Here is a 25475-nt window from a genome sequence, read left to right as displayed (position 1 = left end):
CTATCCCTGTAAAGAATAAGTAAAATCCGAGCAAAGCTTCGGCGTCCTGCTCACGCCCCTTACCTACATCCGTTAAGGCAACAAAGAGTTAGTCGTCTCTGAAATAACCTAAAGAGTACGCATGTTTGGCATTTATGCTGCAGAAAAGCGGCCAGCGACAGCCGCTCTTAAGTTATTGTCTAAGTCACTTGATTTATAGTTGCTGCCGTTTAGCCCAAAATGATACATCGCTCCAGCGCTGCTCTTTGTTGTAAAACTGCAGCTTTAAATTTAAGTATTGCTCAAATTGGCGAGCTAAATCTTGCTGATATGTTTGACTGTTTGTATTAAAGCTATTAGTGCTAGTTGAGTTGCCTATGATGGTTGCCACTTGGCAACCTGAGGTCATAGCAAAACCAAGGCCCATTGATGAAATAGGATCAAAAGCACAGGCAGCATCACCAACAGGTAAGTAGTTTTTTATATGCGTAAAATGGTTAAAGTGTGTTCCCGCAGGTCTGATCCATAGGTTATCATCAATAAAGTGTAAACCTTCTATTCTTCTAGACATATACTCACTCTTTTCGAGGTGGTTTTGCCATTGTTGTTTTCGGTTTAATTTCATCTTTGAAATTAACTCGAAGTCACTAAAATAGGTAACAACAAGAATGCGATCGGATAGGGCTGCACTATACCACCAGCCAAACTCGTCACTTTCGATAAGCTGAATTTGCTCAAGTAATGTGGTGTCTGTTTTATAAAAAGCTCCAACTCCAGTTAGTCGGTCGTATTGCGTAACCGATGCACCTAAAGATTTACTCAGCGACGAATTTCGTCCAGAAGCATCCACTAGGTATTTACAAACTATTTCAAACTTGCCCCGTTCAGGATGACTAACTTCAACAAGGTAACGGTCATCTTTTAATTGCGTCACTGTTTTGCTTTTAGTTCTTGGAAATACAATGCCGCCACGGCTTAGTGCATTTTCAAGCAGTGTTAAATCAAATATCTCTCGATTAACTTGAAAAGTTGCTCGATCTGGCGCAAAAATAGCGTGCCGATTGGCAGACTTATCACTGCCCCAAAGTGCACTATTGCCTTGTGTGGGAGTAAAACAATTAGAAGCAAAGCTAGATTTTGGGACTTGCAAATAATCCAATACCGAAAAAATGCTTGCGGAGACGCTTTCACCAATTCGAAGTCGTTGTAGATCAGACCCTTCTATTAATGTTACTGATAAGTCTGTGTGATTGAGCAAGTTTAATGCGGTGCTGGCCCCACTGGGGCCTGCACCAACAACCAGCACATCACATTCGTGTGCATTAATCATTTTAATTACCGTCTTGTACGAGTACCACTGCGTGGTACGGATCTACCTGCTGGTTTCGCCGTAATGGGTTTAGACATTTTCTCTTCTAGTCCTTTAAGCAATGCTTTTGCTTTAGAGCAGCCAGATGAGAGATGGCTTTTAACATCTTCTGGAATGTAAAAAACAGGGATATCGGTTCCATTATCTTGTAGATTTCCGGTAATATCAGATACGGGAACGTCTTTATAAGCGAATAATTGGTGGTTACGCTCAGTCTCAGTAAAGAACGGGAAATTAGGTTCTTGAGCGTTTTGATTACGAATAAAGCCAAGTGCAGACCAATTTTCCACCATTTGCACAAAACTATTAATACCCCGTGCATAGTTCACTTGTTGGCCTGCTGGTAAATGGGTAGCTGATTGATCATCTAACTGATTTGTTAGTACATCCCATGGGCTTTGTGGTGGCCACCAGTAACTGTAGTAACTAGGTACGAGGGGCACCATATGCGGGTTTTCTTCTGTCCCTTCATTGACTTTATTAATTGTTGGCTCAGTGAAGTTAACATTTTGAACCGTACAATTGAAAAAGTCAGCCTGCCATGGACAGGCCATGCGTTTGGTTAAATCACCAGGCTGGCACCCACCACCTTCACATTCATCACGAGAAGGGGTTAAGCCGCTAGGGAAACCATGGCCCATACTTTGATCTTTAATAACATAAGGTGCCGCGTAAACTACCGGGTTTTGTAAACTCCAAGTGACTTCAATACCTGGACACATTGGCAAACCAACACAATTACCAGCACTGCCTTGGTCAGCTTGAAATACACCAAAACTATCTAGTGCTGATGTGGTTGAGGGTGGTTTTTCATTTGAGAAATTCCCACAGGCCCATTGGCTTAATAAGAAATATTGAGTCTGAGTTAAGGTTAGAAACTTATCGACAATATTATCTTCGGCATTACTGACAGAGTTACTGCCTGAATTCATCGGCATTAATGGCAGATGGCCTTCAGCTCCATGTTCAAACAGCTGTTGATTGGTTTGTTCAAAAGGTGGTGTTTGTTGTACTGTAGCTAGATCGACCGGCCTTCTGAAATATTTAAAGTATGCTTGCCTATTATCTTTGTTCTCTTGTGAGTTATCTTTAAAGTCAAAAATATTTGACACGAATGCCGACATTGATTGAACGTTAGAAACCCACTGGTAGCGGCTAATACGCTGAACTATTGGTTCAATATCACGATAATAGTTAGCTTGATAAGACGGTTGAAATTCTCCGTTGCTATACATCTCTGAACATAGGTTTTGCTCTCGAATTGCAACGTCAAACATAGTGTCACTCAAATTAGAAATGTTTACAATTTCTGGTGCAAAATCGGGCGATCCTATAATTATCCATGCTGATAGTTTTAATTCTTTACCGTCGTTAAAGGTGATGGTGCAATAGACCGTGCCATCGGCCGTATCATCATGCCAAGTATCAGCACCGCCGTATGACTCTAGTGGTTCATTACCGCCTGCACTACCGTAGCCACCAATTACAATTAAACGGCCTTCATTATCAGTTAATATATCACCCAAAGATTTAATTTCAGTCCCTTGGCAGGGGGGTGGAGGAAAGCTGACGGGGTAGTTATTGGGGGCACCTGTTTTATCAAAGGTTGCTTTGGCGTTTGCGCCGAATATTGTTCTTGGTCCTGGATCAATAATTAAGCTGTGGCGATTGGTCTCAGCTGCATTACGCAAAGGCGTGCCGCGACTATCGTAGCTATTATCATCTCCTAACAGTAGATTACCTTGTAATTCATTGAATTCGTACCAAGCCGCTTTTTTATTCGCAATGTGCACAGTCCATGTGATCGCTTTTACATTATCATTTGTTAAAGTGAGCTCGTTATTGTCTTCGTCAATAATTTTAAACGGCTGCCCTTGTCTTCGGATCTGTCCTTTGGAATCCTTAAAGTTGCTTACTGGGCTATCGATTTTATTGCCCCATTCATCGGCTTCAAAGGGTAAACCACCTATTTTATCCGGTGCTAAATAAAATTGGCCTTCGCTATTGCCAAGTCTAGCCACACCAACAGAAGGGTGAAGTGAATAGTTCATATTTATATCCTTTAGATACATTAACTACTGTATATAACAAAGCACCTGTTAAAAATAATTTTAACAAAGCTCACTAATTGGGCTGAAAAAGTATCAGCAGAGTAAATAAATGTAGCAGCAAAGTAGAAATAAACATATTTCACTTTATTACACGACATAGCTTCGCTTTGATTTTTCCAAGTTTAAGCACGGGCCTTTGTAATGCTCTAAACTGCCGTATTATGGGATTGAGGTTAGCGCAGCTTTATTGTAAATGTCGCTTACGAAAGCTATTTTTTTAAGTGGTGAGTTAAGCGAGTTTATGCGCTTTTTTATAAAGCTTATTAAGATTTAAAATAGGTTGCTTGATTAGTCATCTTTGCGAGCCTTATATCGCTATGTTTATTGGGGTGAAGCAGGCTATAGATAAGTCTTATAAAAGTTTAAGCTGCTTGGATAAAAATAAGGTTGTTACATCAGCTATTTTAATAAGTGACTCTTTATCTGTATGGGTCCATGATACTTTTGAGCCAACACTTTCGCAGCAAACAACACCTAATGGCCTTTTGTCGATAAAGAAAATATAATCAAGTAAGGAACACACATTACAGGGTTCAAAGTATACTTTAGTGAAATCTTTTGTTATTTCATTATTTTTTGCATCAGAAGCATCAAGTACTTGGTTGCTTAAAATATAGTTAAAGTACGCAGGAAAGTCCTGAGCCTTTAAAACCATGTCCAGAATTACCTCATCATTTTCATCAAGGCACATTAAACAATTTATTGCCGTATAGTCGTTATTAAATAGCCAAAGACTGACTCTATTAGCATTTGGGATGAGTCTTTTTAATTCTCTACAGGTTTGGTTTAGCTTTAATTGACTAGAAATATTAGGATCACTTATTTTAACTGCTAAATTTTTGAGAGTGGTTTTTTTTGGGTTATATACATTGAGAAGGCTATTGAGCTTTTCTTTATCAAATGGTTTCATTAAATAACCATCCATACCAATGTTTAGATAATGCTCAATATCTTGCTTCATTGTATTGGCGGTCATCGCGATAATAGGAATTACTGTGTTTGTTTGCTTAGATCTGATTAATTTAGTCGCTTCTACTCCATCCATTTCAGGCATTTGAATATCCATGAAAATTAAATCAACAGAATTAGCGAAAAAATAGTCAACACACTCTTTACCATTTTCGGTGATCACTATATTAGCATTGTGAGCTTGTAGCATTTTACTGACTATAATTTGATTTACTTTATTATCCTCTGCGACTAACACCGTACAGCCCTGTAAATCTGTTATTTCTTTTTTCTGTTTTATGATTTCACATGCTTGAGAAACTTCAAAATTTTGTTGATAGCTAAATACAGAGCCTTCTCCTTCTTGGCTTGTAAAATTAATTTTGCCATTCATTAAGCTACTTAATTTTGCACAGATTGCTAAGCCAAGGCCAGTGCCGCCGTACCTTCTTGAGGTTGATGCATCGGCTTGATGAAATTCTTGAAACAAATTACGCTGTGCGGTTTTGCTAATGCCAATTCCTGTATCAATAACTTCAAATAAAATATCTTGTGTATTTATTGAGTTTTTTTTCACACAAACTTTTAAATTTACCAAACCTTGTTTGGTAAATTTAATTGCATTTGAGCATAGATTATTTAAAATTTGAGAGATCCGAATAGGATCACCTTTTAAGGTAACAGCGACATTTTCATCTACAGTTAAAACAAACTTAATACCTTTATCACTTGCTTGTTTTTTCAGAGGTTGAACCGCATCGTTAATAATTTCATGGAGGTTAAAATTAATATTTTCAATATCTAATTTGCCAGCTTCAATTTTTGAAAAGTCTAAAATATCATTAACAATGCTTGATAATAAATTTGCAGAATTTAATATACTTTTTAAAGCGTTGTCTTTCTCTATGTTGGTTAGCTCAGTTAGTCCAAATTCAGCTAAATTCAAAATTCCATGTAGGGGAGTTCTGAGCTCGTGTGACATATTAGCCAAAAATTGGCCTTTTAAAGTATTCGCTATATCGGCTTCTTTTTTTAGTTCTTCTAGCTTTTTATTATATAATTTTTGTTTTTCAAGTGAGGCAGTAAGTTTTTTATTGTTTGCTCTTAGTTCAAGTTGTGCAATTACTTCTTTGCCAAGTATAGTTAAGGCATTAACTTGTCTGGCGTTTAGTTTTTTTGGCTTGTCACTGATAACACACAAGGTCCCAATTGTGCTGCCTTTTGGAGTAACCAGTGGCGTTCCTGCATAAAATCGTATGTTTGGCTCACCCATAACGAGAGGATTATCGTGAAAACGCTCGTCAAGTAGTGCGTCTTGAATTTCGAATACTTGATCTTGAAGTATTGTATGAGAGCAAAATGCAATATCCCTCTCAGTCTCATCTACCTCTATGCCATATTTTGATTTAAACCACTGCCTTTCTGGATCGACTAAACTAATAAGCGATATGGGCGTTTCACAAATATCAGAAGCAAGTTGAGTTAAATCATCAAATACTTTTTCGGCTTCAGTATCTAATATCTCATACTCATACAAGTCTCGTAGTCTTGATTCTTCATTTTGAGGGATTTGTGCCTTTATCATCGTTTCTTCCCATGTTTATACATCTAATATAGGAGTTATTACATAAGAATAGCAACTTTGTTACTTAAATTAGGCTAAAAGTTATAGGTATTAAATTGCTCACTTTATACTTTTATAATCACTTATTTTTGCTTCTTTTCTCATTAATTTTTTCTTAAATTAATTGTGCGTAATTTAGTTATAGAACGTAGTAAGAAATGTTTATTAATGGGTATCGTATTGTTCGAGGAAGAGTTCAAAAATATATCTACAGATAAGTTTATTAATACGTTGGACAGTCATTATTATTTGCAGCAGTAGGATTTAAACAGGTTCGTGGATATTAGCTTTTTATTACTTACGCGGTTTTTACATGTTTGAAGGGCTGAAATGAAGTTAATTTACGTTGATGATAACTTGCCGGGAATAACCCGAAAGCGAGATGATAAAAGCTGGATTTATTATGATCCAGCAGGTAAAAAAATAACGATAAAACAAGAAATCACTAGGTTAAATACCTTGGCATTTCCACCTGCTTATAAAAATGTATGGCTTTGCCCTGAGGAAAATGGGCATATTCTAGCAACAGGGTACGACACAAAAGGAAGAAAACAGTACCTATACCATCCCGAGTTTAGGGAGCAACAAGAGCTTAAAAAGTTTGAAGCATGCGCATTATTTGGTAATAAGCTTACGTTATTAAGAGCAAAGCTGGCGGAGTGCCTACAGGGAAATGAACTCGATTACGAACGTACTTTAGCCGCTGTTATTAGATTAATGGATCTAGGGGCTCTGCGCATTGGTTCGAAAAAAAATGCCAACAAGAATAATAGCTTTGGTGCAACAACATTACGTAATCGACATGTAAAGCTAACGGGAAAAAGCATTCGCTTAAAGTATAAAGCGAAGTCAGGAAAGGTCAGAGAGGTAAATATAACCGACAAAATATTAAGTTCTATTATCGAAGATCTACAAGATTTACCTGGACAGATCTTATTTCAGTATGTTGATGGCTCTCAACGCACGGATGTGACATCACGAGAGGTAAATAATTTTATTCAGCGTGTTATGGGGGAGCAATTTAGTGCAAAGCACTTTAGAACTTGGCGAGCCAGTGTATTAGCGTTTGAGACGCTGTACAAAGCAAATGATAAGGTTGCTCTTAAAGAGTTGCTAGATGTTGTTTCGAGTAATTTAGGAAATACCCCAGCAATTGCGCGTAATTCATATATTCATCCAAACCTCATTGAGTTATGTAAAGAAGATAACGAAACTCAGCAGCAGTTTAGAGAAAGCTTAAAATTACCGCGAAAAACAAAGTACTTGAGCCGCTATGAACGAGGCTTTTTAGCTTTTCTTAAATAAATATTTTAATTTTTAAAAATATTGTAGAGCTGTAATAGCCATTAAGGCTAGTTACAGCTTATAAAGCAGCATGTCTTAAATCACTCTTTCATTGAACGCCATGCAAATGTGGAGGCTGCAATAACAATTGCAATAGCTGCACCTAAATAAAGGGTTTCTATTGTACCGCCAAATTCAACCGCGTGTTCTAAGAATAGTATTACTAATACAACAGAAGTGACTTGTACTAAGGTTATTTTTAAGTCATGGAAATCTTTAATATTAAAAGCTGCTAAAAACTTACTTTCGTGAGAATTAGATGGCGTTATAAACAATCGATATAAGCTAATAGCAATCACCTGCAAGGTAATCCCAATTAGCAGTAAATCAAGAATTTTAAGCAATTCTACAATCAGCGCTTTACCTCCTTTTGCTGAATCAGGCAGATTTAATAGCGTTGCCTTTACTGTGTAAAACACAATATTAATACACGAAACATAAACTAATAAAGAGGATACTGCGGCAGTTATAACGGCTATTACGACTAAAAAACGACTTGTTTGAAATATATTTTCCATTTTACTCAAATTTATAAGGTTATATCGACTACGAGTAGCATAGTTTAAATTAGATTTTCTTTATAGAGTTTTAATTTTAGATTTTAATAAGTAACCTGAACTCTGGATAATAAATCTATCTCGAGCAGCTATTTTCAGCGCTAACTGCGTTGAATTTACTTGCAATAGATCCGCTATTGACGCGTAAATTCGCCTTGTTTTCACTAAAAATCTCTGGCTAGAGAAAATAAATTTAAATATCACCATGATTCAACACGTTAATAAATCTCTTAACCAGAGTTCAGGTTAAGTAAGCTTATTATTCGGTAATTTCATGAGTTGAGAGTAAAGTGAATTTTTTACAAAACTATAGCAATATTTACTTATACAAATCTTACAGCTCTATATTTTTTGTTTTAAGGTTTTGTTTTATAAGGGTTTTGTTTTTGGTTTGTAATTTGCTTATATTCCTATGTAATCAATTAAATTAATAAAGGAGTTATTATGAGTACTGTTATTACTGGGTTATTTGAAAATGCATCTCAAGCAACATTAGCTATTTATAGATTAGAAGCATTAGGGATAAATGAAGCGGATATTAGTATCGTGGCTAACAACTCGTATGCTAAGGACGATTTTGCAGTAGATGAAGGTACTAAAGCTGCTGAAGGTGGTTTGATTGGCTCTGCATCCGGCGGTGTTTTGGCTGCAATAATTGGTGGTTTCACTGCTGTTGGCTCTGTAGCTACAGGCGGTGCAGGATTGTTAGTAGCAGGACCATTAGTTGCCGCATTTGCAGCCGGTGGCGCAGGGGCTGCTATCGGTGGTACATTCGGTGCCGCAATTGGTGCTCTTATCCCTGAACATGAAATCAAATTCTATGAGGATGCAATTGAAAAAGGCTCTATACTAATTGGTGTCAAATACAACAGCGATAACAAAAACAGTATTGAAGAAGTGCTTGAAAGCGCAGGTGCTAGTAATGTCTCTAAAGCGTAATTTTTAGCCTTATAAACACTTGCTAAATAAAAGGTGAACAGCATACACCAGAGTTCAAAGCGATTAACTCAAACGCTAAAGACTTACTATTGTTGATGGGGAAAATCGTGTGTTCGATTCGAATGCGATGTTAATGTGCCTTTCTGAAAACTATGCAAAGCTAAAATGTAAGGCAGAAGGGCGCATTGAAATGCTGTCATAGTTAATGTTTACGCATCAGGTTTAGGTCAATATTCTGGTCGTTATTTTCGTCTGATTCGAACAAACTAACTTCTTGTGTATGCTGGTTTACGCTATTTCTTTTTAGGGCGATATATAAGTCTGAATGAATATAGATGCCTGCTGTTCCCGATGTCATTCCTGCAATTTCAAACCATGAAAGTAATTGACGTTTCCTGCCTGCAAGTTCAAGCCTTATATCGCGCTTTTTAAATATAACGTCTAGGTCGGCAAGCATAGCCATTACACTTAAATCTAAGTGAGTAAAGCAGGGCACGGCATCAATTATTACACATTGAATGTCGTCTTTTTGTCTTGCGTATTGCTCTAGTAACCTGCGTTTAAAGTAGTTGGCATTAAAATAAGTTAAAGGCGAATTAAAGCGATAGATAAATACGCCTTGCACCGATTTTGCTTTATCTGTGGCGTCTAAGCTTCTTACTACGCCGTTAATATCTACGCCGAGTATGTTGTCGGTTGGGCGCATTACGGTGCGAATAAACTGAAATAACCCCAATAATACAGCGAGTGTGATCCCTGGTATCACGCCAATAAATAACACGGCAAGCAATGTAGCTGAGGCGAGATAAAATGCTTGCTTGTCTTTGCGTTTTAGTTGCCAAACGGCTTTTAAATCGAGTAAGTGAACTGAAGCAATAATGAGCACAACGCCCAGTGCAGCACTGGGAATAAACTCAAGTGGGGCTGTTAAAAATATCGCTATTATAGCAATAATAGCGGCTGCGATTATTGATACTAACTGCGTTTTACCACCTGTTGCATCGTTAACTGCTGTACGTGAATCGGCACCACTTACAGCAAATCCTTGCGAAAGAGCTGAGGCTATATTGGCAATGCCTAACGCTCTAAATTCTTTATCTGCGTCTATGTCGTAGCCGTTTTTAGCTGCAAAGCTGCGCGCAGTTAGCATCATACTTACAAAACTAACGATAGCTAAGTTAAGTGCGGGTACAACTAATTCACGAATAATTCCTAAATCGAATGCTGGCGTGTTAAAAACCGGTAGCCCGCCTGTAACTGTACCAATGGTTTTTATATCAAGCTGTTTTAAATTAAAAACCCACACGAGTAGTGCGCCAAAAGCGATAGCAAACATAGAAGAAGGCCATGTTGGTTTTAGTCGCTTCATAGCAAAATAAACGCCGAAGGTGATAAGTGCCATTAATAATGTTGGAACATGTGTTTGCGATAAATAAGTTGGCACACCACCTAGGCGCTCAAGTAAGTAGCGTTCATCAAACGTAAAGCCAAATACTTTTGAGAATTGACCGACAATAATAGTGATGGCCACACCGTTTAATAAGCCGATTAAGATAGGTTTAGATAAAAAGTCGGCGAGTACGCCGAGCTTAAATTTACTGGCTATAAAACACCAAAAACCGGTCATAGCGGTCATGGTTACTACAAGTTGCCAATGTTTAAAGCTGTCGCCCGCAGCAAGTGGTGTCACTACGGCCGCTATAACGGCACAGGTTGCAGCATCAGGGCCTACTATTAATTGTTTTGAGGTGCCGAAAAGGGCATAGAACATCATAGGTAATATGCAAGAATATAATCCGACAGCAGCGTTAACACCGGTTAGTTGTGCGTAAGCAATTGCAACAGGTAAAGCGACTGCAGCTACCGATAGCGCAGCTCTTACATCATCAGCAAACCATTGACGTTCGTAGTTAAGTAATGTGTTTAAACCGGGCATGAAATTATATAAACGCGACAGCACTTCAGTTTTTCCTACTAATAGTCATAAGGTTTTGATAGTAAATTTAATATTAAAATAAGTATAGTTAGAAAAAAGAAAATTTTACGCAATATAAATTCACTTTTTGGCATTTAAAGTGGGCGTAGTTCAAAGAAGTAGTCGTGAATCAAAATCACATCCATTGTTGAATAACAATTACTTTGTGAATAGGTTATTTTATAGCAGAAAAAGCCCAACATATTAGATATTGGGCTTAGAGTTTATTGTTTATAGAGGTTAATTTGCTTTGGAGTGTCTAGATTAGCTATTTAGCTCACCGGTTGATGACTCTAAATGTGCACGTATAAACCATTGAAACTGCTCTAATTCAGCAAGTTGGCTGGTGATCATGTCTTCTGAAACAGGATCTAACTCAGAAAGCGTCTCAATGGCTTTTCTGTGATCGGCGTTAATGCCATTATAGACTTCATTGAGTGCACCTAAATGTTCTGTCACTAAGCCTTTACCCATTGAGTATTCATTCCATGTGCGACGATCGACAATTGATTTTGGGGTGCCTACTGGTACGCCGCCAAGTGTTGCGATGCGCTCTGCTATGGTATCAGTCATTTCGCGCACAACATCCACCTGAGGGTCTAGCATTTCGTGTACGCCAATAAAGTTGGGACCAACTACATTCCAGTGAATATGCTTTAAAGTAAGTTGTAAATCTATTAATGCGACCATGCGGTTATCGAGAGTCGCTATTGTTTTTTCAGCTGATTCATTACTCATACCCGGTGCGGTAAATTTAGCTATTTTGCTTGATTCGTTACTGTTACTCATAATTCCTCCTGCTTAAATATTTAATATTACTATGTGTATTCGCTACATAATAAATATCACTAGTCTTAGTAATGCAAAGACTACGCCGAAACATCAAATCTTTAAAAGTTATTTATATTCAATGTCTTATTTTTTCTTTGCGGGAGTTTGGTTGGTATGAATGGCTTTTATTTTTGAAAAGTCTGCATACATTTGTAAAACTTGCAGACTTTATTTTGATTACGCTTTAGGTGTATTTTAAATTTGAGTTATATATTCATGTGCTTTTAAAACATCGAGTGAGATTATTTCTAATGCTTTTTTATTTGTTGCTTCAAGCACCACAGGCGGTGCAACATTAGCAGCAATAGCATGGAGCCATCGCACCGCACATAGACACCATTTATCACCCGCTTTTAAGCCATCAAAATCGTAAAGAGGGTTAGGGCTAACCAAATCATTACCTTGCGATTTAGAGAACTGCAAAAATTCGTCGGTCATAATTGCGCATACACTGTGATTGCCAAAATCTGAATCAGGTACATAGCAAAAGCCTTCGCGCGTGTAACCGCCATTTCCGCAACATAACTTTAAACGAGTACCGAGTACATTAAATTGATTCGCCATAAGGACGCCTTAGTTTGTTGTATTTTAATAAATTTAAACCCGTATATTCTACGGGCTTAGCGCCTAATTATTTGATACGCAGTGCCATACAGTCGCTATGACCGTTGATGATCATACTTTTATCAACGCGCACGCCACCGCCTGAGTATTTACCTGCAGCTGTGAAGCTACATATTTGTACAAAGTAGTCATCAACTTTAGGCAGTGCAAATAGCTGTTGGTATATTTGATCTTGCGATGCAAAGTGCCCAACCGTTTTTTCTATAATTTGCTGCTGTTCGTCAACAAGCTGAATATTAGCACCGCATCGGCCAACAATAGGTTTAACTACGTAACCGGATTGTAGTAGCTCTTCGTTAAGTTCAAACGCGGTATTTAGTAAATACTTATGATTTGGAAATAGACTCCACAGTATTGGCAAAATTGCTTTATTACTGGGTATCAATGTCCACAGTGGTTCAAACACCATAACATTTTTACGCAGTAATACATCGGCTAAACGCGGAGTTTCACCTGCTTGAAGTTGTGGTTCAAAATTATCAGCTAATGACTGGTCGGCCTCGCACTCCTCACGAATTTGATCAAGCGCGGTTTCCCACGACCACGTTTTCCACACATAACTCAATTGTGCACCATCGGCATCTACTATGTTTCCTGATTCATTCCAGCGAAGTGTGCTTAAGCCAATAACTAATTTGCATTCAAAGCCAGCGGCTTCAATGGCTTCTTTCATAAATAATGCATGGTAATGCTCTTCTGGCTCGTCGTCTTGTAGGATATGAACAAGGCCTTTTACCTCACTTTTACGCCATGCTTTTACTAAGTCTTTAAATAAACTTTGGCCTGCATCTACACCGGTTTTAACACCAAAATGTTTTCCCCATTTGCCCTGAATTTTACCACTTTCCATATAGCATGATGCCGAATCACAATTGTATTCGTAAACTTTTAAACCCGCAGTGGTCAAAGCAAAGTCAAATCGACTGGTAATTAACTGATTTAAGCGGTTATCCCACGATTGGCGAATTTTACTAAGCACTACATCGGGTAAATTAAACTTTTTTAATAGTTCAGGGTGCTGCAATACATAATCAGTAGCGTGCATAAACAAGCCGTGGAGTTCATTTGTTGCATGCTCTATGGTTTGTTGGGCCGTTTGTGATATTGCAAAGTAATTATGTTGCTCCTCATCTACCGAGGTTAATTTATGACCTTGCATCATGTCTACATAAGCGGCTTCATCGTCATTCGCAATATTTAACCATGACTTGTTTGCTTGCCCTATATCGGCTGCTTTATGAGCTTCTATTGTAAATAAATCTTTGTTTAGCTCAGATGTCGGTTCAGCGTATTCTGTTTTATCCGTTTGTGTCATCCAACCTAAAATAGTGGCATCGCTGTACGAGCATTCAATCCAGTAGTCGCCATCTTTGGTTACTTTTGCTTTTAGCTCGCGGCACCAGCTTTGATCTTTTGGCCATATTTGATGTCCGACATTTTGCTCAGCAAGACGTATTTTATCTTCATGAACTTCAACAACGACTGCCACATGGCCTGTTTCTTCAAACTCACCGCCTTCTTCCCAAATCAGTAAACTACCTATTTGAGGATGATATTTAGCACCATTTTTAAATGCGTTTAGCGGTAGCCTATTTTGGCTACTTACATCGCGCACAGAACGAAGCTCAAAAATATCGTAAGCCATGGCAATATCGTCAAAAATATAACCGTGATTGAGATACATCCAGCGGCGTGCAAACTCAACACATTGCCATTTATAGCCCATGTAAATACCATCAAGATAACTGCGATAGGCACTACGGTTAGGGTAAGTGCTTTCGTCAGCGGTATCGTAATCAGATGAGTAAACAGCCACGTTACCGGGCGCATAACCGAGCAAAGTGCCAAAAACGCTAGCAGGGGCAGAAGTTTTCATAGATAAATGGGTTCAAAATAAGGGAGTGATAATTTGCTGACTATAGGAGCGAAGCTGGTTTTTAGCAAGATATAAAATATGCATTATTATTTGCTAGTTTATAAATTTTGGCATGGTCAAATTAGGCGTTTTAACTAGCATCGACTCTAAAAGCCAGTAGCACTGAATAAATTGAAGATAGCTAACGATTTAATTTAGTTATCTTTTTCCAGTTTCAGTTTTTCTTCCATTAATATGAGTAATTGGCCATTTAGTTCAACGAGTTGATTTTGAAGTGCCTTTTTCTGTTCAGCAACTTGTTCAGAACCATCATCAACTAGCTCATCTAATTGGAGTTCTAAGGCTTCTATTTCCTTTTTCTTTTGTTCAATAAGCTCATCAATAGGTGTTTTTGGCTCAGTGCTTTCACCTTCGCTCACAGCTTCTGCGTCTTTGTCGTTAAGTTGCTTAATTATATTTCCACCTAACTTATCTTTATCATTTTCAATTGATTCTTGAGCACTTAACGAACTTACCTGTTTTTCATCAGCCGACGTTTCTTGTCTGAGCTTATCTTGCCCCTCTGCTGATATATTAACTTGGGAACTTGCGGTTACTGATTTTTGTGCCAGTAATTGCTGGGGTGACTTGTTCGATGATGCGAGCCCTTTAGTGTATAAATCGATATTAGGCGCTGTATTTGAAATCCGCATATTTTCCATAATATTTACCATGTTAAAAAATAAAATAAGTGTCGATAGATGCTTGTTATGTTTCGTGCATCTATTTTTACATAATTGTACCTTTATTATCGGCAAACCTTATTTATTCTTTAGCTGCTATTTATTTTATAGGCTAAATACAAGGAGCGATAAATTAATATCGTAACAAAAGGCTACTGGTTTTTATTAGGGTCTGTTGACCTTTTAAGGTTGAATTTGCAGCAGTCTGTTTGGTTTTTAGGCAAGGTAGAGCCTATGGTGTGTGGTTATTCCCCATAAATAGGCGATAAGGCAACATTAATGCCATACAGACGCTTCTCCTAGGAAGAACAAATTTTAATCCACAAAGGTCAACACGCTCTAGGGCGTGTTGACCTTTCGTGATTGATTTTGCAGCAGTACGTTTGATATTTAGGCAAGACAGAGCCTGTGATGTGTGGTTGTTCCCCATAAATAGGCGATAACGCAGCATAAATGCCAAACATGCGCTGCCCTTTGGGTTCTTTCTAGGGGCTATTAACTCTTTGTTGCTCGGTTTTTACTTAGCCCACTAGGTTACAAACCTCGCGCCGCGATTAAATCGCCCCTAGATTGAACAAATTTCAATCCACAAAGGTCAACACGCCCTAGTTAAAGTAAATATGATTTATTTGAAAAATAAGTCATATTTAGTGCGCCATTTTCTGTAAATGTTTACTAGCGCACATTGAGTATGGTTTCGTTAAGATAATAGGGCTGCTGCAAGTCTTACAAAATCTGATGATGTTAAGATGCCGACTAATTTATTTTGTTCATCAATTACCGGCATGCAGCCGTGTCTATTTTCAACAAAAAAAGTGACAACATCACGCAGTGGTTGCGTAGGTGTTACGCTTACAAAGTCGGTAACCATGATATCTTCTACTTTTGTTTGCTTTTCTTTGCGCTTAAGCGCATTTTCGCCGTAGGTTGTTAAAATACCCATTACTTTGGCTATCATGATTTTTTGGGTCAGCATACCAACTAGTTCACCATTTTCATTAATTACAGGAATATGGCGAATATTTTTTTCTTTCATCAGGTTATGTGCATCATGCAAGGTGTGATCTGCACTTACTGCCAATGGATCTGACGTCATTAGATCTGAAACTATTTGGTTCATTTTTATACCTTTTAGTCATTATTTAGTCAGTATTATTTTAGTTCCATTTACTTTCATTGCACTTTATCTAGATCAAGTTTTAGTCTTATTTGAGTAATTAACCTGAACGCTGGATAATAAATCTATCTCAAGCCGCTATTTTCAGCGCTAACTGCGTTGAATTTATTTGCAATAGGCCCGCTGTTGACGCGTAAATTCGCCTTGTTTTCACAGAAAATCTCTGGCTAGAGAAAATAAATTTAAATATCCTCATAATTCAATGCGTTAGTAAATCTCTTAACCAGAGTTCAGGTTAATTAGTGATAATTATCATTTTTGCCAAATTTAAATTTTAAATACCAACAATCAACAATTGAAAACCGCTGTATCACTACAGCGGCTTTTTTCTCGTTAATAAGAGTTAAATTTGTTGATCTACTAAGCTTCTTATTTCGCTTAGTGTGGTTTCTTTCACTATTTTGCCGTTTTCAAAAACGACCTCTAATAAACCTTGCGCTTCTTCTTGCTCGCTTACGTCATCAAACAAAGTGAGTTCGCCGTTTACTCTGTCGATTTTTAAAAGCCCTTTAGCTGACTTTTTCTTTGAATCAGTTTTTGGATCTTTAAAAATAGCCAAACGTTCACCAGCTTTAACTACGCTCGTTGCTTTTACAGCAGAGCCATGCGTATCACGTGTTACATATTGGTAGCTGTAAGAGCCAATACCAAGCACTACTTTTGATGCAAACCCTTTATCCATGAGGCGTTGTAAAATTTGGCGTTGGCGGGTTAGTGTTATAGCGTCGCCGTAAATAGCGCCAATATGATCATCAAGCAGTTTATAACCTTTTGATGTTGTTGTGCCGCTAAATATATCCCATAGGCATTCTATAAGTCCTTTAACTTCACATTCCATCAGTTCAATCGTGTTGTTATCTTCAAATCCAAAGTATTGGCCATTAAAGCGATATGCCTCAAAGCCATTTTGAATAGTCTCTTTTTCAGCTTCTTTTTGTGTTTCAAATAACTCACTGTAATCAGAGACAGGTGAAACCTTGTAACCCGTTAATACTTTAACAGGGTCGCCCGAGTCGGGACGTATAACTAAGGTGCCATCGCGCGCCATAATTTCGCTTTTTAACTGAGGTAGATAATCAGTTACTAACGTCCAAAAATCCCATGTGTCAGATACAACACTTAAAATCCCTTTTGGTGATTGCTCTTTCATTAAGTACTTAAAAAACTCTATTTCACCTTCCATAATCCATGAGCAGGTAACCGAGTGTTCAGTTGCATCAACAGAGCAGCCAACTAGCTCGTTATCTACATTTGCTCCGTAATATTTTTCTGCAAATAAAACAGCGGGAATGGTATCTGTACCTACCAGTCCTGATGCTAAATGGCCAAAGCCACTCATTGCCGCAGCGTGTTTGCCAAACATACCTCTAAAGCTAAAGTCATGGCCTTGAAACGGCACAAATTCCATAGGCATTCCTGTTTGTTGTGCAAATTCTTTGAATACTTTTAAATATGCGACAGAAGTTGTCGTACTGGTTTGTATTGGCCAGTTTTCGCAGCTCAATACTGTTTCAATCATATTTGTTAACCATTGAAAGCCAGCTTTAGTATTTACTATCGTCATAGGAGGTACTAAATAAGGGACTAGCGTTCCCTCCGGTAATGCTTTAATTTTTAGTGGCAAGTAACCTAAATCGTGTAAGTCTTCTAAATACTTTACATCAACTGTATAGCCAAGCATTGAGCTCATAATACGCTTGTGATTAGCAACTGCGGTTGCTTTATCAGCGTTAAAAAACTCACTCCATTCTTCTAAAAGATAACTTTTAATAAAGTATTGAAGGCCAACAAACGCAACTTTATCGTTATTTTCTATGTTACTAAGTTTTCCGCTTCTTGATGTGAAGTTTGCATATACCTCACTTACGTCAGGGTGATAAGCGCGGCTATGGAATTCTTTGTAAACGTCTTTTTGCATACTTGCAGCTATTATAGTCATGGTGTTTTCCTTACATCTCAATTATTTGTAAACTAATGGTGTTACTATTTTTAAACTCATTAGCCGGTTTAAATGAATCTGTTGTATAAATACGCTCTATCAGGCCCTCAAAAACATCAAGCCCCTTTGAAAAAATACCGTGAGTAATAAAAAGAGAAACTTCAACAGCGCCATTACTTTTTAGTACTTTGGCCAGTTCGATAAAGGTTCTGCCGCCGTCACAAATATCATCGGCAATAAGCACGCTTTTACCTTTAACATCGCCAATAATTTCGGTTTTGATTATTTCGCCTGTTTTTAAGTTTCTCACTTTTTGAGCTTGAATAACCTCAGGTACGCCATTGAATTTTTCTGAAATTTTAATGGTTTTTTTACTTGCTCCTGCATCTGGAGAGATGAGTGTTAATTCGCCTTGCAAGAGTCTTTGGCTTAGCTCTTCAGAGCGCTCAAGTAACAAAATTTGTTCAACATTGGTTACTTTATTAATTAAAGCTGGGGATACATCGCTATGGGCATCCCAAATAGTAACCTTTGAAAAATTTAAGCTATTAATAAAGTTAGCCATAACAGCAGCGCCTAAAGCTTCTCCTTCAACGCATACACGGTCTTGGCGTGCATAAGGAAAGTAGGGAATAACAAGTTCGATAGGCGTACTGTCATTTGTTAATCTTTTTAACGCATCGACAGCAATCATTAATCTAACCATTTTTGAAGAATTGGTTAGTCGTTCAAAAATCTCTATTTTTATAGAGTCTGAAAAATTAGCGGCGTTAAATCTGACATGCTCTTCACCACCAGAAAAAGTGAAATTATCATAATCAACTAACGATTTACTTCCTGTTGAGTCATAGCTAAATACTTTCATTTTTTGTCCTTTTAATGTTTGTGTCCTAGCGACACAATTAAATTATCAAATGTACCTATAGTAATCAAGCTATTTTTTAAACTAAATCACTGAACATATAGTATGTCTGTAATTGTACTGTAGGTTGAAATTGAGATATGTTTGATTTATTGTGTCATTAAGACATTAACTTTGCATGGGCATGCAATGACTAATCATTACGATATTACTGAATACAAAAACCCATTATTTACAGTTGATAGTGTGCTGTTTACTGTTAAAAACGGTGCTCTAAAAGTGCTCATGGTTAAGCGTGCGAGCGAGCCTTTTGCTGGTCGATGGGGACTTCCTGGCGGGTTTGTTGATATAGACATTGACGATAGCGTGAGTATGACGGCGCTTAGAAAGCTTAAAGAAAAAACCAGTGTGGCGCCTCAATATTTAGAGCAATTACAAACATACTCAGGCATTAATCGTGATCCTAGAGGATTTAGTGTCACTTTAGTTTATTTTGCTTTAATTGCAGAGGCGCAAGTATCAACCCACATAGAAACAGTTGATGATGCAAAGTGGATTGATGTTGAAAAAGTTAGTGATTTACCAGTGGCTTTTGATCATAAGTATATTATTGAGCAAGCTAAAGATCGTTTAAAGCAAAAAGCATTGTATTCAATGGCACCTGTTTATTGTTTGCCAGAGCATTTTACCGTAGGGCAATTGAAGTCAGTAATTGAAACTATTATAGGTAAACCTGTTCAGCGTAAAAGTATAATTAGACGTATTGAGGCTGCTGATATGTTTGAAACACTAGATGAAAAAGTTAAATCTGGCGGGCGCTTAGCGCAGTTATATAAAGTAAAAGCCGGCGTTGATATTGTAAATTTTGAACGTAATTTAAGTGTCTAACTTTAAATGGAATTAAATTTTGAGTAGTAAAAACGTCCTGTCGTATTATCGCGATTGCTATAAAGAAGATAGCGCGGATTTAAATTTATGGAATCTAAATAAATTAAAAAAAGAGGATCGCCTTGTTCTTGAAGGCCGAGATGATTTAGGTTCAGGGTTTTTACCACGTCTTCCAATTCCTGCAGAATTTGCTGAGCAAATGATGAAGCGTGTAGAAGTCTATCAGCGAGAACGGGTATTACTTTATGCTCGCTTTATATTAGTTGGTAATCTTGAGGTTAGGGGGGAGTTAAAACACGTTGTTACGCCTATTTTATTTAATGAGGCGATTATTGAAAAAGATCAGGATGACTATTATTTTTCTCTTAATGATGCTCAACCGGATATAAATGAATCATTAACTCAACTATTAATACCACAGGTTAACAAGCTTACAAGTATTGATGAAACGGCTGATATTCAGTCAGCTTATTTTTGGACTTCATTATTAAAAGAAAGCCCGATAGCGCTAAACCTATTTGAGCTTTTAAACTATCCTGAGCTTGCTGATTCTGACGAAATCAAAAAAGCCTTAAAAAGTAAAATCCCAACACTTTTACCCGCTTCTATGCTGGTTTTTGTCGAGCGCTCAAATAGTAGCCGGGGTGTGCTGCATGAGCTAGAAGAAATCATTGAATCAGATAAACTATCACTGCCTATTAACGGTTTAATTGACACTGTAAAGCCTTCAATTAAAAATAAAAACCTAAAGTACGATTATTTGCCTGGGCTATTATCAGCTGCGCAAAAGAAAGTTATCTCAATTGCTGCAAATATTAATTTAGGCTGTGTTTCTGGGCCGCCAGGTACGGGGAAAAGCTACACCATTGCAGCGATTGCAGCCGAACATATGGCTCGAGGAGAGTCGGTGCTTATTGTAGCAAACAATAATCCCGCACTGGATGTAATAGCCGATAAGCTTGATGAAAACTTTGGGCTAAGCGACGTATCTATACGCGCCGGGCAAAAAGAATTCTTAAAAAAGTTAAAAGATTATATTGCTGATTTATTAGCAGGATATTTAGCTGACGAACACGGCAACTCTGTGTTTATTGAGTCTGAACTAAACAAGCTAAATACCTCATTAAATGAATTAGAGTTACGTTTTAGCCAATTCTGTCAACGAGCAATAATCAGAGGGAAAAGGCTCAAAAATCTCGAAGAAAAAGAGATTAAATGGCTTACAGATTTATATATTCGGTTTGCGCGACGCGGTATTCAAAAATTAGCAAAGCAATGGTCTTCGTTAGAGCAAATAAATACGCAGCAAATTAAAAGAGAAAAGCTGACGAGTAGTTATTTAAGCGCGTTAAAAAATAAAAACCTTAAAGCGCTAATTGATACTCAGCGTAAATCGTTAAACGCATTTAACCAAGCTATTCGTAGTCGCACATCTAAAAGACAGTTTGAGCTTTTTGATAATATAGAATACGAGGCTTTATTATCGGCTTTTCCGGTGTGGCTCGTAAGTTTAAATACCTTGTATAGAGTACTACCGTTAAAAGCCGAAATGTTCGACTTAGTTATTATTGACGAAGCGACACAATGTAATATCAGTAGTTGTTTACCTGCACTTTATCGCGCAAAAAGAGCGATTATTGTCGGTGATACTAAGCAGTTAAGACATTACTCTTTTTTGGCAAAAAACAAAGAAGCCCAGCTTATGTCTAAGAATAATGTGAGCTTTAGCGATAAAGGCGTTATGAGCTATCGTGATAACTCTATTTTAGATCTAACCTTAAATGCATTAAACGATAATAAACAACTGGCATTTTTAGATGAACACTTTAGAAGCAAGCCTGAATTAATTAATTTTAGTAACGAGCATTTTTATCAATCAAAGTTAAAAATAATGCAGCACAGACCCTGTACAAGTACGGGTAACTTACTGGTACAACGCGTTAATGGAACTCGAGATAGTTCAGGTATTAATCATCTTGAGGCGAGCAGTATTATAAACACGATTAAGCAACAAATTACTGATGATAAAAGCGCAGGGATCAGCCATAGCATTGGGGTTGTTTCGCCTTTTAGAAGCCAAGCTGATTATATTACCAAAGAGATAGAAACTCACTTTAATGAAGCTGAGATAATAAAGCATAAACTGAGATCTGCCACTCCATTTGGTTTTCAAGGCGAGGAGCGAGACATTATGCTTATCTCTTTTGCGCTAGATAATAACGCTAAAAGAGCTGCGGCTTATATTAATAAAGCAGATGTATTTAATGTGTGTATTACACGAGCGAGGCAAAAACAATGTGTATTTTTATCAATAGATGAAACGCAATTGCCAGAGCATTATTTACTAAGACGCTATATAAGTTCAATAACGCAGTTTGAAGCAACTCACAATGTAACCTCCGATATTGATAAGTTTCAGCGAAGTGTTATCTGCGAATTAACTAGTTTAAAAATAGAAACGTGGGCTGGTTACACGATAGCCGGAACGGATGTTGATATTCTTTGCCGTTATAATGGTCGATATCTTGCGATTAATTTAATTGGTTTTCCAGGGCCATGGGCTGATTTTTTTGAGCTCGATACCTATAAATTATTTAGCCGCGCTAACATTGAGATACTGCCGATTAGTTACGGATTATGGGTTGTAGATAAAAGTACATGCGTACAACACATTATTAGTAAGCTTAAAGTAATACAGTAAGTTATAAAAAGGAATTTAAATGTTGTTATCATTACTAAAGCCTGAGTATGGCTACTATGCATTATTTTTGATGAGTATTATAACTTTTTCTACTTTACTTTTTTGGGCGTATTCCATACGAAAAGAACGCGAAAAGGTCAAAGAGTATGATATTGAAATTGAAGCAAAAAATCACAATATGTCGGTACGTGAGTTGCTTAATAAAAGGTTGAATGAAGACGTTAAACCTATTGGTAATTTAAAAAAGTTCGTGAATAATATTTATGAAAAGTTATACCTGACTTTTATGATTTTGTTTTTTTGCATGCCTGTCATTATGGCAGTCTATAGTTCTTCTATATTGATATTTGCAGATAGTTATTTTATTCATTTTATTACCTATGCAACTATTTGGTTTGTGTATGGGTATTTTTTAATACCTTTTATTGAAGACGCTGGTGAGGGGGGTATGATATTTATGCTTCATTATCTTGCTTTCATAATTGTTTTTATTTTTAGTATATTAATCGTCATTATTAGATGGTTAATAGAAGTGATTTGGTAATGGTTAAAGCACATTGATCGGGTTGATATTTATCGCTTTTATTTTTACAACTATTGATGTTTCTATAGCTAAATAGCTATTTAACCTGAACTCTGGATAATAAATCTATCGCGAGCAGCTATTTTCAGCGCTAACTACGTTGAATTTACTTGCAATAGGCTAGCTATTGACGCGTAAATTCGCCTTGCTTTCACTGAAAATCTCTGGCTAGAGAAAATAAATTTAAATATCAAAATAATTCAATACGTTAGTAAATCTCTTAACCAGAGTTCAGGTTAATTAAATTAACTATTTTTCGTAGAACGGATAATCGCTATACCCAAGCTCGGTGCCACCATACATAGTGGCCGCATCGGCTTCGTTAAGAGGCCAATTATTAGCGATACGCTCTGGTAAATCAGGGTTAGCTATAAATGGGCGGCCAAATGCAAATAAATCACCGTAGCCTTCGCCTAAAATACGAATTGCTTTTTCGACGGTGTATTTACCAGCATAAATAATTCGCCCAGAAAACTCAGCTCTAACGGCTTTATAAAATTGATCTGGCAAATCGGGGGCGTTATCCCAATCAGCTTCAGCAATTGATAAGTAAGCAATACCAGCTTGTTCAAGCACTTTTACGGCTTCTACGTAGGTGTGATGAGGGTCTGATTCTACAAGTCCTAAATACACACGGTCTTCATCTGTACTTGCAAATAATGGGGCAAAACGCACACCCAAACGATCAGCGCCAACTACGTCACTAACTGCTGCAACAATCTCTTTTAAAAAGCGTAAACGGTTAGTAAGCGTTCCACCATATTGATCATCACGGTTGTTGGTGTGTTCAGAAATAAATTGGTTAACTAAATACCCGTTAGCGCAATGTAGTTCAACACCATCAAAACCGGCTTCAAGCGCATTACGTGCTGCTTGAGCGTACATATTTACAAGCTCACCTACCTCAGCAGTACTTAATGCGCGAGGTTCACTTGGATCGGCTAATGCGCCCTCACCAGGTGCCGTTTCAATAAATACTTTTACGTTGTCTGCAGTAATATTTGAAGGACCCACAGGTTTATCTGCATTAGGTTGCAACGTGGTATGTGAAACGCGGCCTACATGCCAAAGCTGAGCAAAAATAATGCCGCCTTTTGCATGTACGGCTTGCGTTACTTTTTTCCAGCCTTCAATTTGTGCTTGTGAATGTATGCCTGGCGTCCATGCATAACCTTGACCTCTTGGTTCTATTTGGGTGCCTTCAGTAACCATAAAGCCTGCTGAAGTACGTTGTGCATAATAGCTGGCCATTAAATCGTTAGGAATATTACCTGGCTGAGTACTTCGAGAACGTGTCAGTGGAGGCATTACAATACGGTTTTTAAGCGTGAAAGGGCCAAGTTCTACTGATGAAAATAACGTACTGGTATCTGAAATAGGGTTGTTCATTAAAACTCTCTCTTAAAGCAAACTTAGTGGCTTACTGTAATTTGTAAGGCAAAATATTTTGATGCTTAGCTGTTTAAGCAATGTTGGTAAGTTTAGAGTTTTAAAGATACAATTTGAAACAACACCTTTTTGTTTTAGATACAATTATGAATGGTATTAGTCGGCTCGATATTAAACAGCTCAGAGTGCTTAACGCATTACTGGATTTAAAAAACCTTTCGCAAGTAGCACGTAAAATGGGCTTAACTCAGCAAGCTATAAGTGAGCAGTTGCGTAAATTACGAGACTTATTTGATGATCGCTTGTTTATACGCCAAGGCAATAGCATGGTGCCGACGCCTAAAGCACTCTCTATGCAGCAACCTATCATTCATATACTAAAACAGTTAGAAACCCTATTGGAGCCTGAATTATTTACACCACAAACGTACAAAGGTGTGTTTACTATCAGTGCTACCGATTATGCCACTCAAGCACTGCTTCCTCAGCTTTTTAATATAACAAGACGTGAGGCACCTGGTTTAAAGCTTATTGTTCGAGATTTTGCGTCTGATAATGTTAATCAGCTAATAACAGCAGGCGAGCTTGATTTGCTCATCAGTTTTCCTGAATTTATTCCAGATAATTTAGCGTATGTAACTTTACTTGAAGAGCAGCACTTGTGTATTACTGGTTGTAAAAATGATCTAGGGGAAGATCAACTAACACTTGCGAAAATTGCAGCGCATCCACAGCTGGTGGTATCGCCTTCGCGCGCTAACTTACGAGGTTCGCACGATCAATGGTTTGCTAATAAAGGGTTAAAGCGAAACATAGTTATGTCGGTACCGAGTTTTTCAGCGGTTCCCGACATTCTTCACACTACTGATATGTTGGCATTTTATCCATCGAGGCTGTTGCCAAATAGTAAGGTTAAACAGTTAGATATTGAGGCGCTACCACCTACTTTTAAAGTAATAGCAGCGTGGCATCCTCGAACTAACAACAGCCCAATACACCGTTGGTTAATAGAGCAGTTGCAAAGTTTTTAATAAAAA

General features: G+C 37.6%; 19 protein-coding genes. 6 read left to right on the top strand and 13 right to left on the bottom strand.

Annotated elements, in window-relative coordinates; genetic code table 11:
• Positions 1-193: 193 nt before the first annotated feature.
• The 3 genes from lodB to ACJJVZ_RS16780 all read right to left on the bottom strand — a co-directional run bounded on the left by lodB (position 194) and on the right by ACJJVZ_RS16780 (position 5992).
• Complete coding sequence (lodB, locus tag ACJJVZ_RS16790) at positions 194-1309, bottom strand: lysine-epsilon-oxidase maturase LodB (protein WP_405602106.1); 1116 nt, start codon at positions 1307-1309, stop codon at positions 194-196.
• Between the two features lie 5 nt (positions 1310-1314).
• On the bottom strand, positions 1315-3399 hold the full coding sequence (lodA, locus tag ACJJVZ_RS16785) for a CTQ-dependent lysine 6-oxidase LodA (RefSeq protein WP_405602104.1): 2085 nt from the start codon (positions 3397-3399) through the stop codon (positions 1315-1317).
• 412 nt (positions 3400-3811) lie between these two features.
• Positions 3812-5992 (bottom strand): response regulator, encoded by a 2181-nt coding sequence (locus ACJJVZ_RS16780; RefSeq protein WP_405602102.1) that lies wholly within the window; start codon positions 5990-5992, stop codon positions 3812-3814.
• Positions 5993-6361: 369 nt separating this feature from the next.
• Here ACJJVZ_RS16780 and ACJJVZ_RS16775 point away from each other — a divergent pair, with 369 nt between their 5' ends.
• A complete protein-coding gene (locus ACJJVZ_RS16775; RefSeq protein ID WP_405602100.1) occupies positions 6362-7336 on the top strand; it encodes a DNA topoisomerase IB in 975 nt (324 codons plus the stop codon).
• Positions 7337-7416: 80 nt separating this feature from the next.
• Here the strand turns inward: ACJJVZ_RS16775 and ACJJVZ_RS16770 are convergent, their stop codons facing one another.
• Complete coding sequence (locus tag ACJJVZ_RS16770; protein ID WP_077535876.1) at positions 7417-7893, bottom strand: YqhA family protein; 477 nt, start codon at positions 7891-7893, stop codon at positions 7417-7419.
• A 483-nt stretch (positions 7894-8376) separates the two neighbouring features.
• Here ACJJVZ_RS16770 and ACJJVZ_RS16765 point away from each other — a divergent pair, with 483 nt between their 5' ends.
• A complete protein-coding gene (locus ACJJVZ_RS16765; RefSeq protein ID WP_405602097.1) occupies positions 8377-8871 on the top strand; it encodes a hypothetical protein in 495 nt (164 codons plus the stop codon).
• A 202-nt stretch (positions 8872-9073) separates the two neighbouring features.
• Here the strand turns inward: ACJJVZ_RS16765 and ACJJVZ_RS16760 are convergent, their stop codons facing one another.
• The 8 genes from ACJJVZ_RS16760 to prs form a co-directional block, all read right to left on the bottom strand.
• Complete coding sequence (locus ACJJVZ_RS16760; protein ID WP_405602095.1) at positions 9074-10831, bottom strand: SulP family inorganic anion transporter; 1758 nt, start codon at positions 10829-10831, stop codon at positions 9074-9076.
• Positions 10832-11110: 279 nt separating this feature from the next.
• Positions 11111-11635 carry a DNA starvation/stationary phase protection protein Dps gene (dps, locus tag ACJJVZ_RS16755; RefSeq protein ID WP_077535873.1) on the bottom strand — a complete coding sequence of 175 codons (525 nt, stop codon included), beginning with the start codon at positions 11633-11635 and terminating at the stop codon, positions 11111-11113.
• Between the two features lie 237 nt (positions 11636-11872).
• Entirely contained in the window at positions 11873-12241 is a 369-nt protein-coding gene (locus tag ACJJVZ_RS16750; protein WP_182702954.1) for a DUF2237 family protein, read from the bottom strand.
• 67 nt (positions 12242-12308) lie between these two features.
• On the bottom strand, positions 12309-14177 hold the full coding sequence (gss, locus tag ACJJVZ_RS16745; protein WP_405602093.1) for a bifunctional glutathionylspermidine amidase/synthase: 1869 nt from the start codon (positions 14175-14177) through the stop codon (positions 12309-12311).
• Positions 14178-14371: 194 nt separating this feature from the next.
• The gene (locus ACJJVZ_RS16740) at positions 14372-14878 is read right to left on the bottom strand and encodes a hypothetical protein (RefSeq protein ID WP_273047647.1); all 507 of its coding nucleotides are present in this window, start codon (positions 14876-14878) and stop codon (positions 14372-14374) included.
• Between the two features lie 721 nt (positions 14879-15599).
• Positions 15600-16019 (bottom strand): HPP family protein, encoded by a 420-nt coding sequence (locus tag ACJJVZ_RS16735; protein ID WP_077535868.1) that lies wholly within the window; start codon positions 16017-16019, stop codon positions 15600-15602.
• 400 nt (positions 16020-16419) lie between these two features.
• Complete coding sequence (locus tag ACJJVZ_RS16730) at positions 16420-18015, bottom strand: nicotinate phosphoribosyltransferase (protein ID WP_405602089.1); 1596 nt, start codon at positions 18013-18015, stop codon at positions 16420-16422.
• 10 nt (positions 18016-18025) lie between these two features.
• A complete protein-coding gene (gene prs, locus ACJJVZ_RS16725) occupies positions 18026-18880 on the bottom strand; it encodes a ribose-phosphate diphosphokinase (RefSeq protein WP_405602087.1) in 855 nt (284 codons plus the stop codon).
• Positions 18881-19066: 186 nt separating this feature from the next.
• On the opposite strand from prs, the gene ACJJVZ_RS16720 reads away from it, so the two are divergent.
• From ACJJVZ_RS16720 to ACJJVZ_RS16710, 3 genes are read left to right on the top strand one after another with little or no spacing between them, the layout of a single operon-like run.
• On the top strand, positions 19067-19765 hold the full coding sequence (locus ACJJVZ_RS16720; RefSeq protein ID WP_405602085.1) for an NUDIX hydrolase: 699 nt from the start codon (positions 19067-19069) through the stop codon (positions 19763-19765).
• A gap of 19 nt (positions 19766-19784) precedes the next feature.
• Entirely contained in the window at positions 19785-22466 is a 2682-nt protein-coding gene (locus ACJJVZ_RS16715; RefSeq protein WP_405602083.1) for a DEAD/DEAH box helicase, read from the top strand.
• A 19-nt stretch (positions 22467-22485) separates the two neighbouring features.
• Entirely contained in the window at positions 22486-23010 is a 525-nt protein-coding gene (locus ACJJVZ_RS16710) for a hypothetical protein (RefSeq protein WP_138586504.1), read from the top strand.
• A 288-nt stretch (positions 23011-23298) separates the two neighbouring features.
• Here the strand turns inward: ACJJVZ_RS16710 and ACJJVZ_RS16705 are convergent, their stop codons facing one another.
• Positions 23299-24438 carry an alkene reductase gene (locus ACJJVZ_RS16705; RefSeq protein ID WP_182703433.1) on the bottom strand — a complete coding sequence of 380 codons (1140 nt, stop codon included), beginning with the start codon at positions 24436-24438 and terminating at the stop codon, positions 23299-23301.
• Between the two features lie 113 nt (positions 24439-24551).
• Here ACJJVZ_RS16705 and ACJJVZ_RS16700 point away from each other — a divergent pair, with 113 nt between their 5' ends.
• A complete protein-coding gene (locus ACJJVZ_RS16700; RefSeq protein WP_405602080.1) occupies positions 24552-25469 on the top strand; it encodes a LysR family transcriptional regulator in 918 nt (305 codons plus the stop codon).
• Positions 25470-25475: the final 6 nt, after the last annotated feature.

Source organism: Pseudoalteromonas sp. Ld19 (assembly GCF_045064135.1).
Classification (GTDB): Bacteria; Pseudomonadota; Gammaproteobacteria; order Enterobacterales; family Alteromonadaceae; genus Pseudoalteromonas; species Pseudoalteromonas aliena.
The sequence above is the reverse complement of the archived record's forward strand: the minus strand, read 5'-3'. Positions and strand labels throughout refer to the sequence as shown.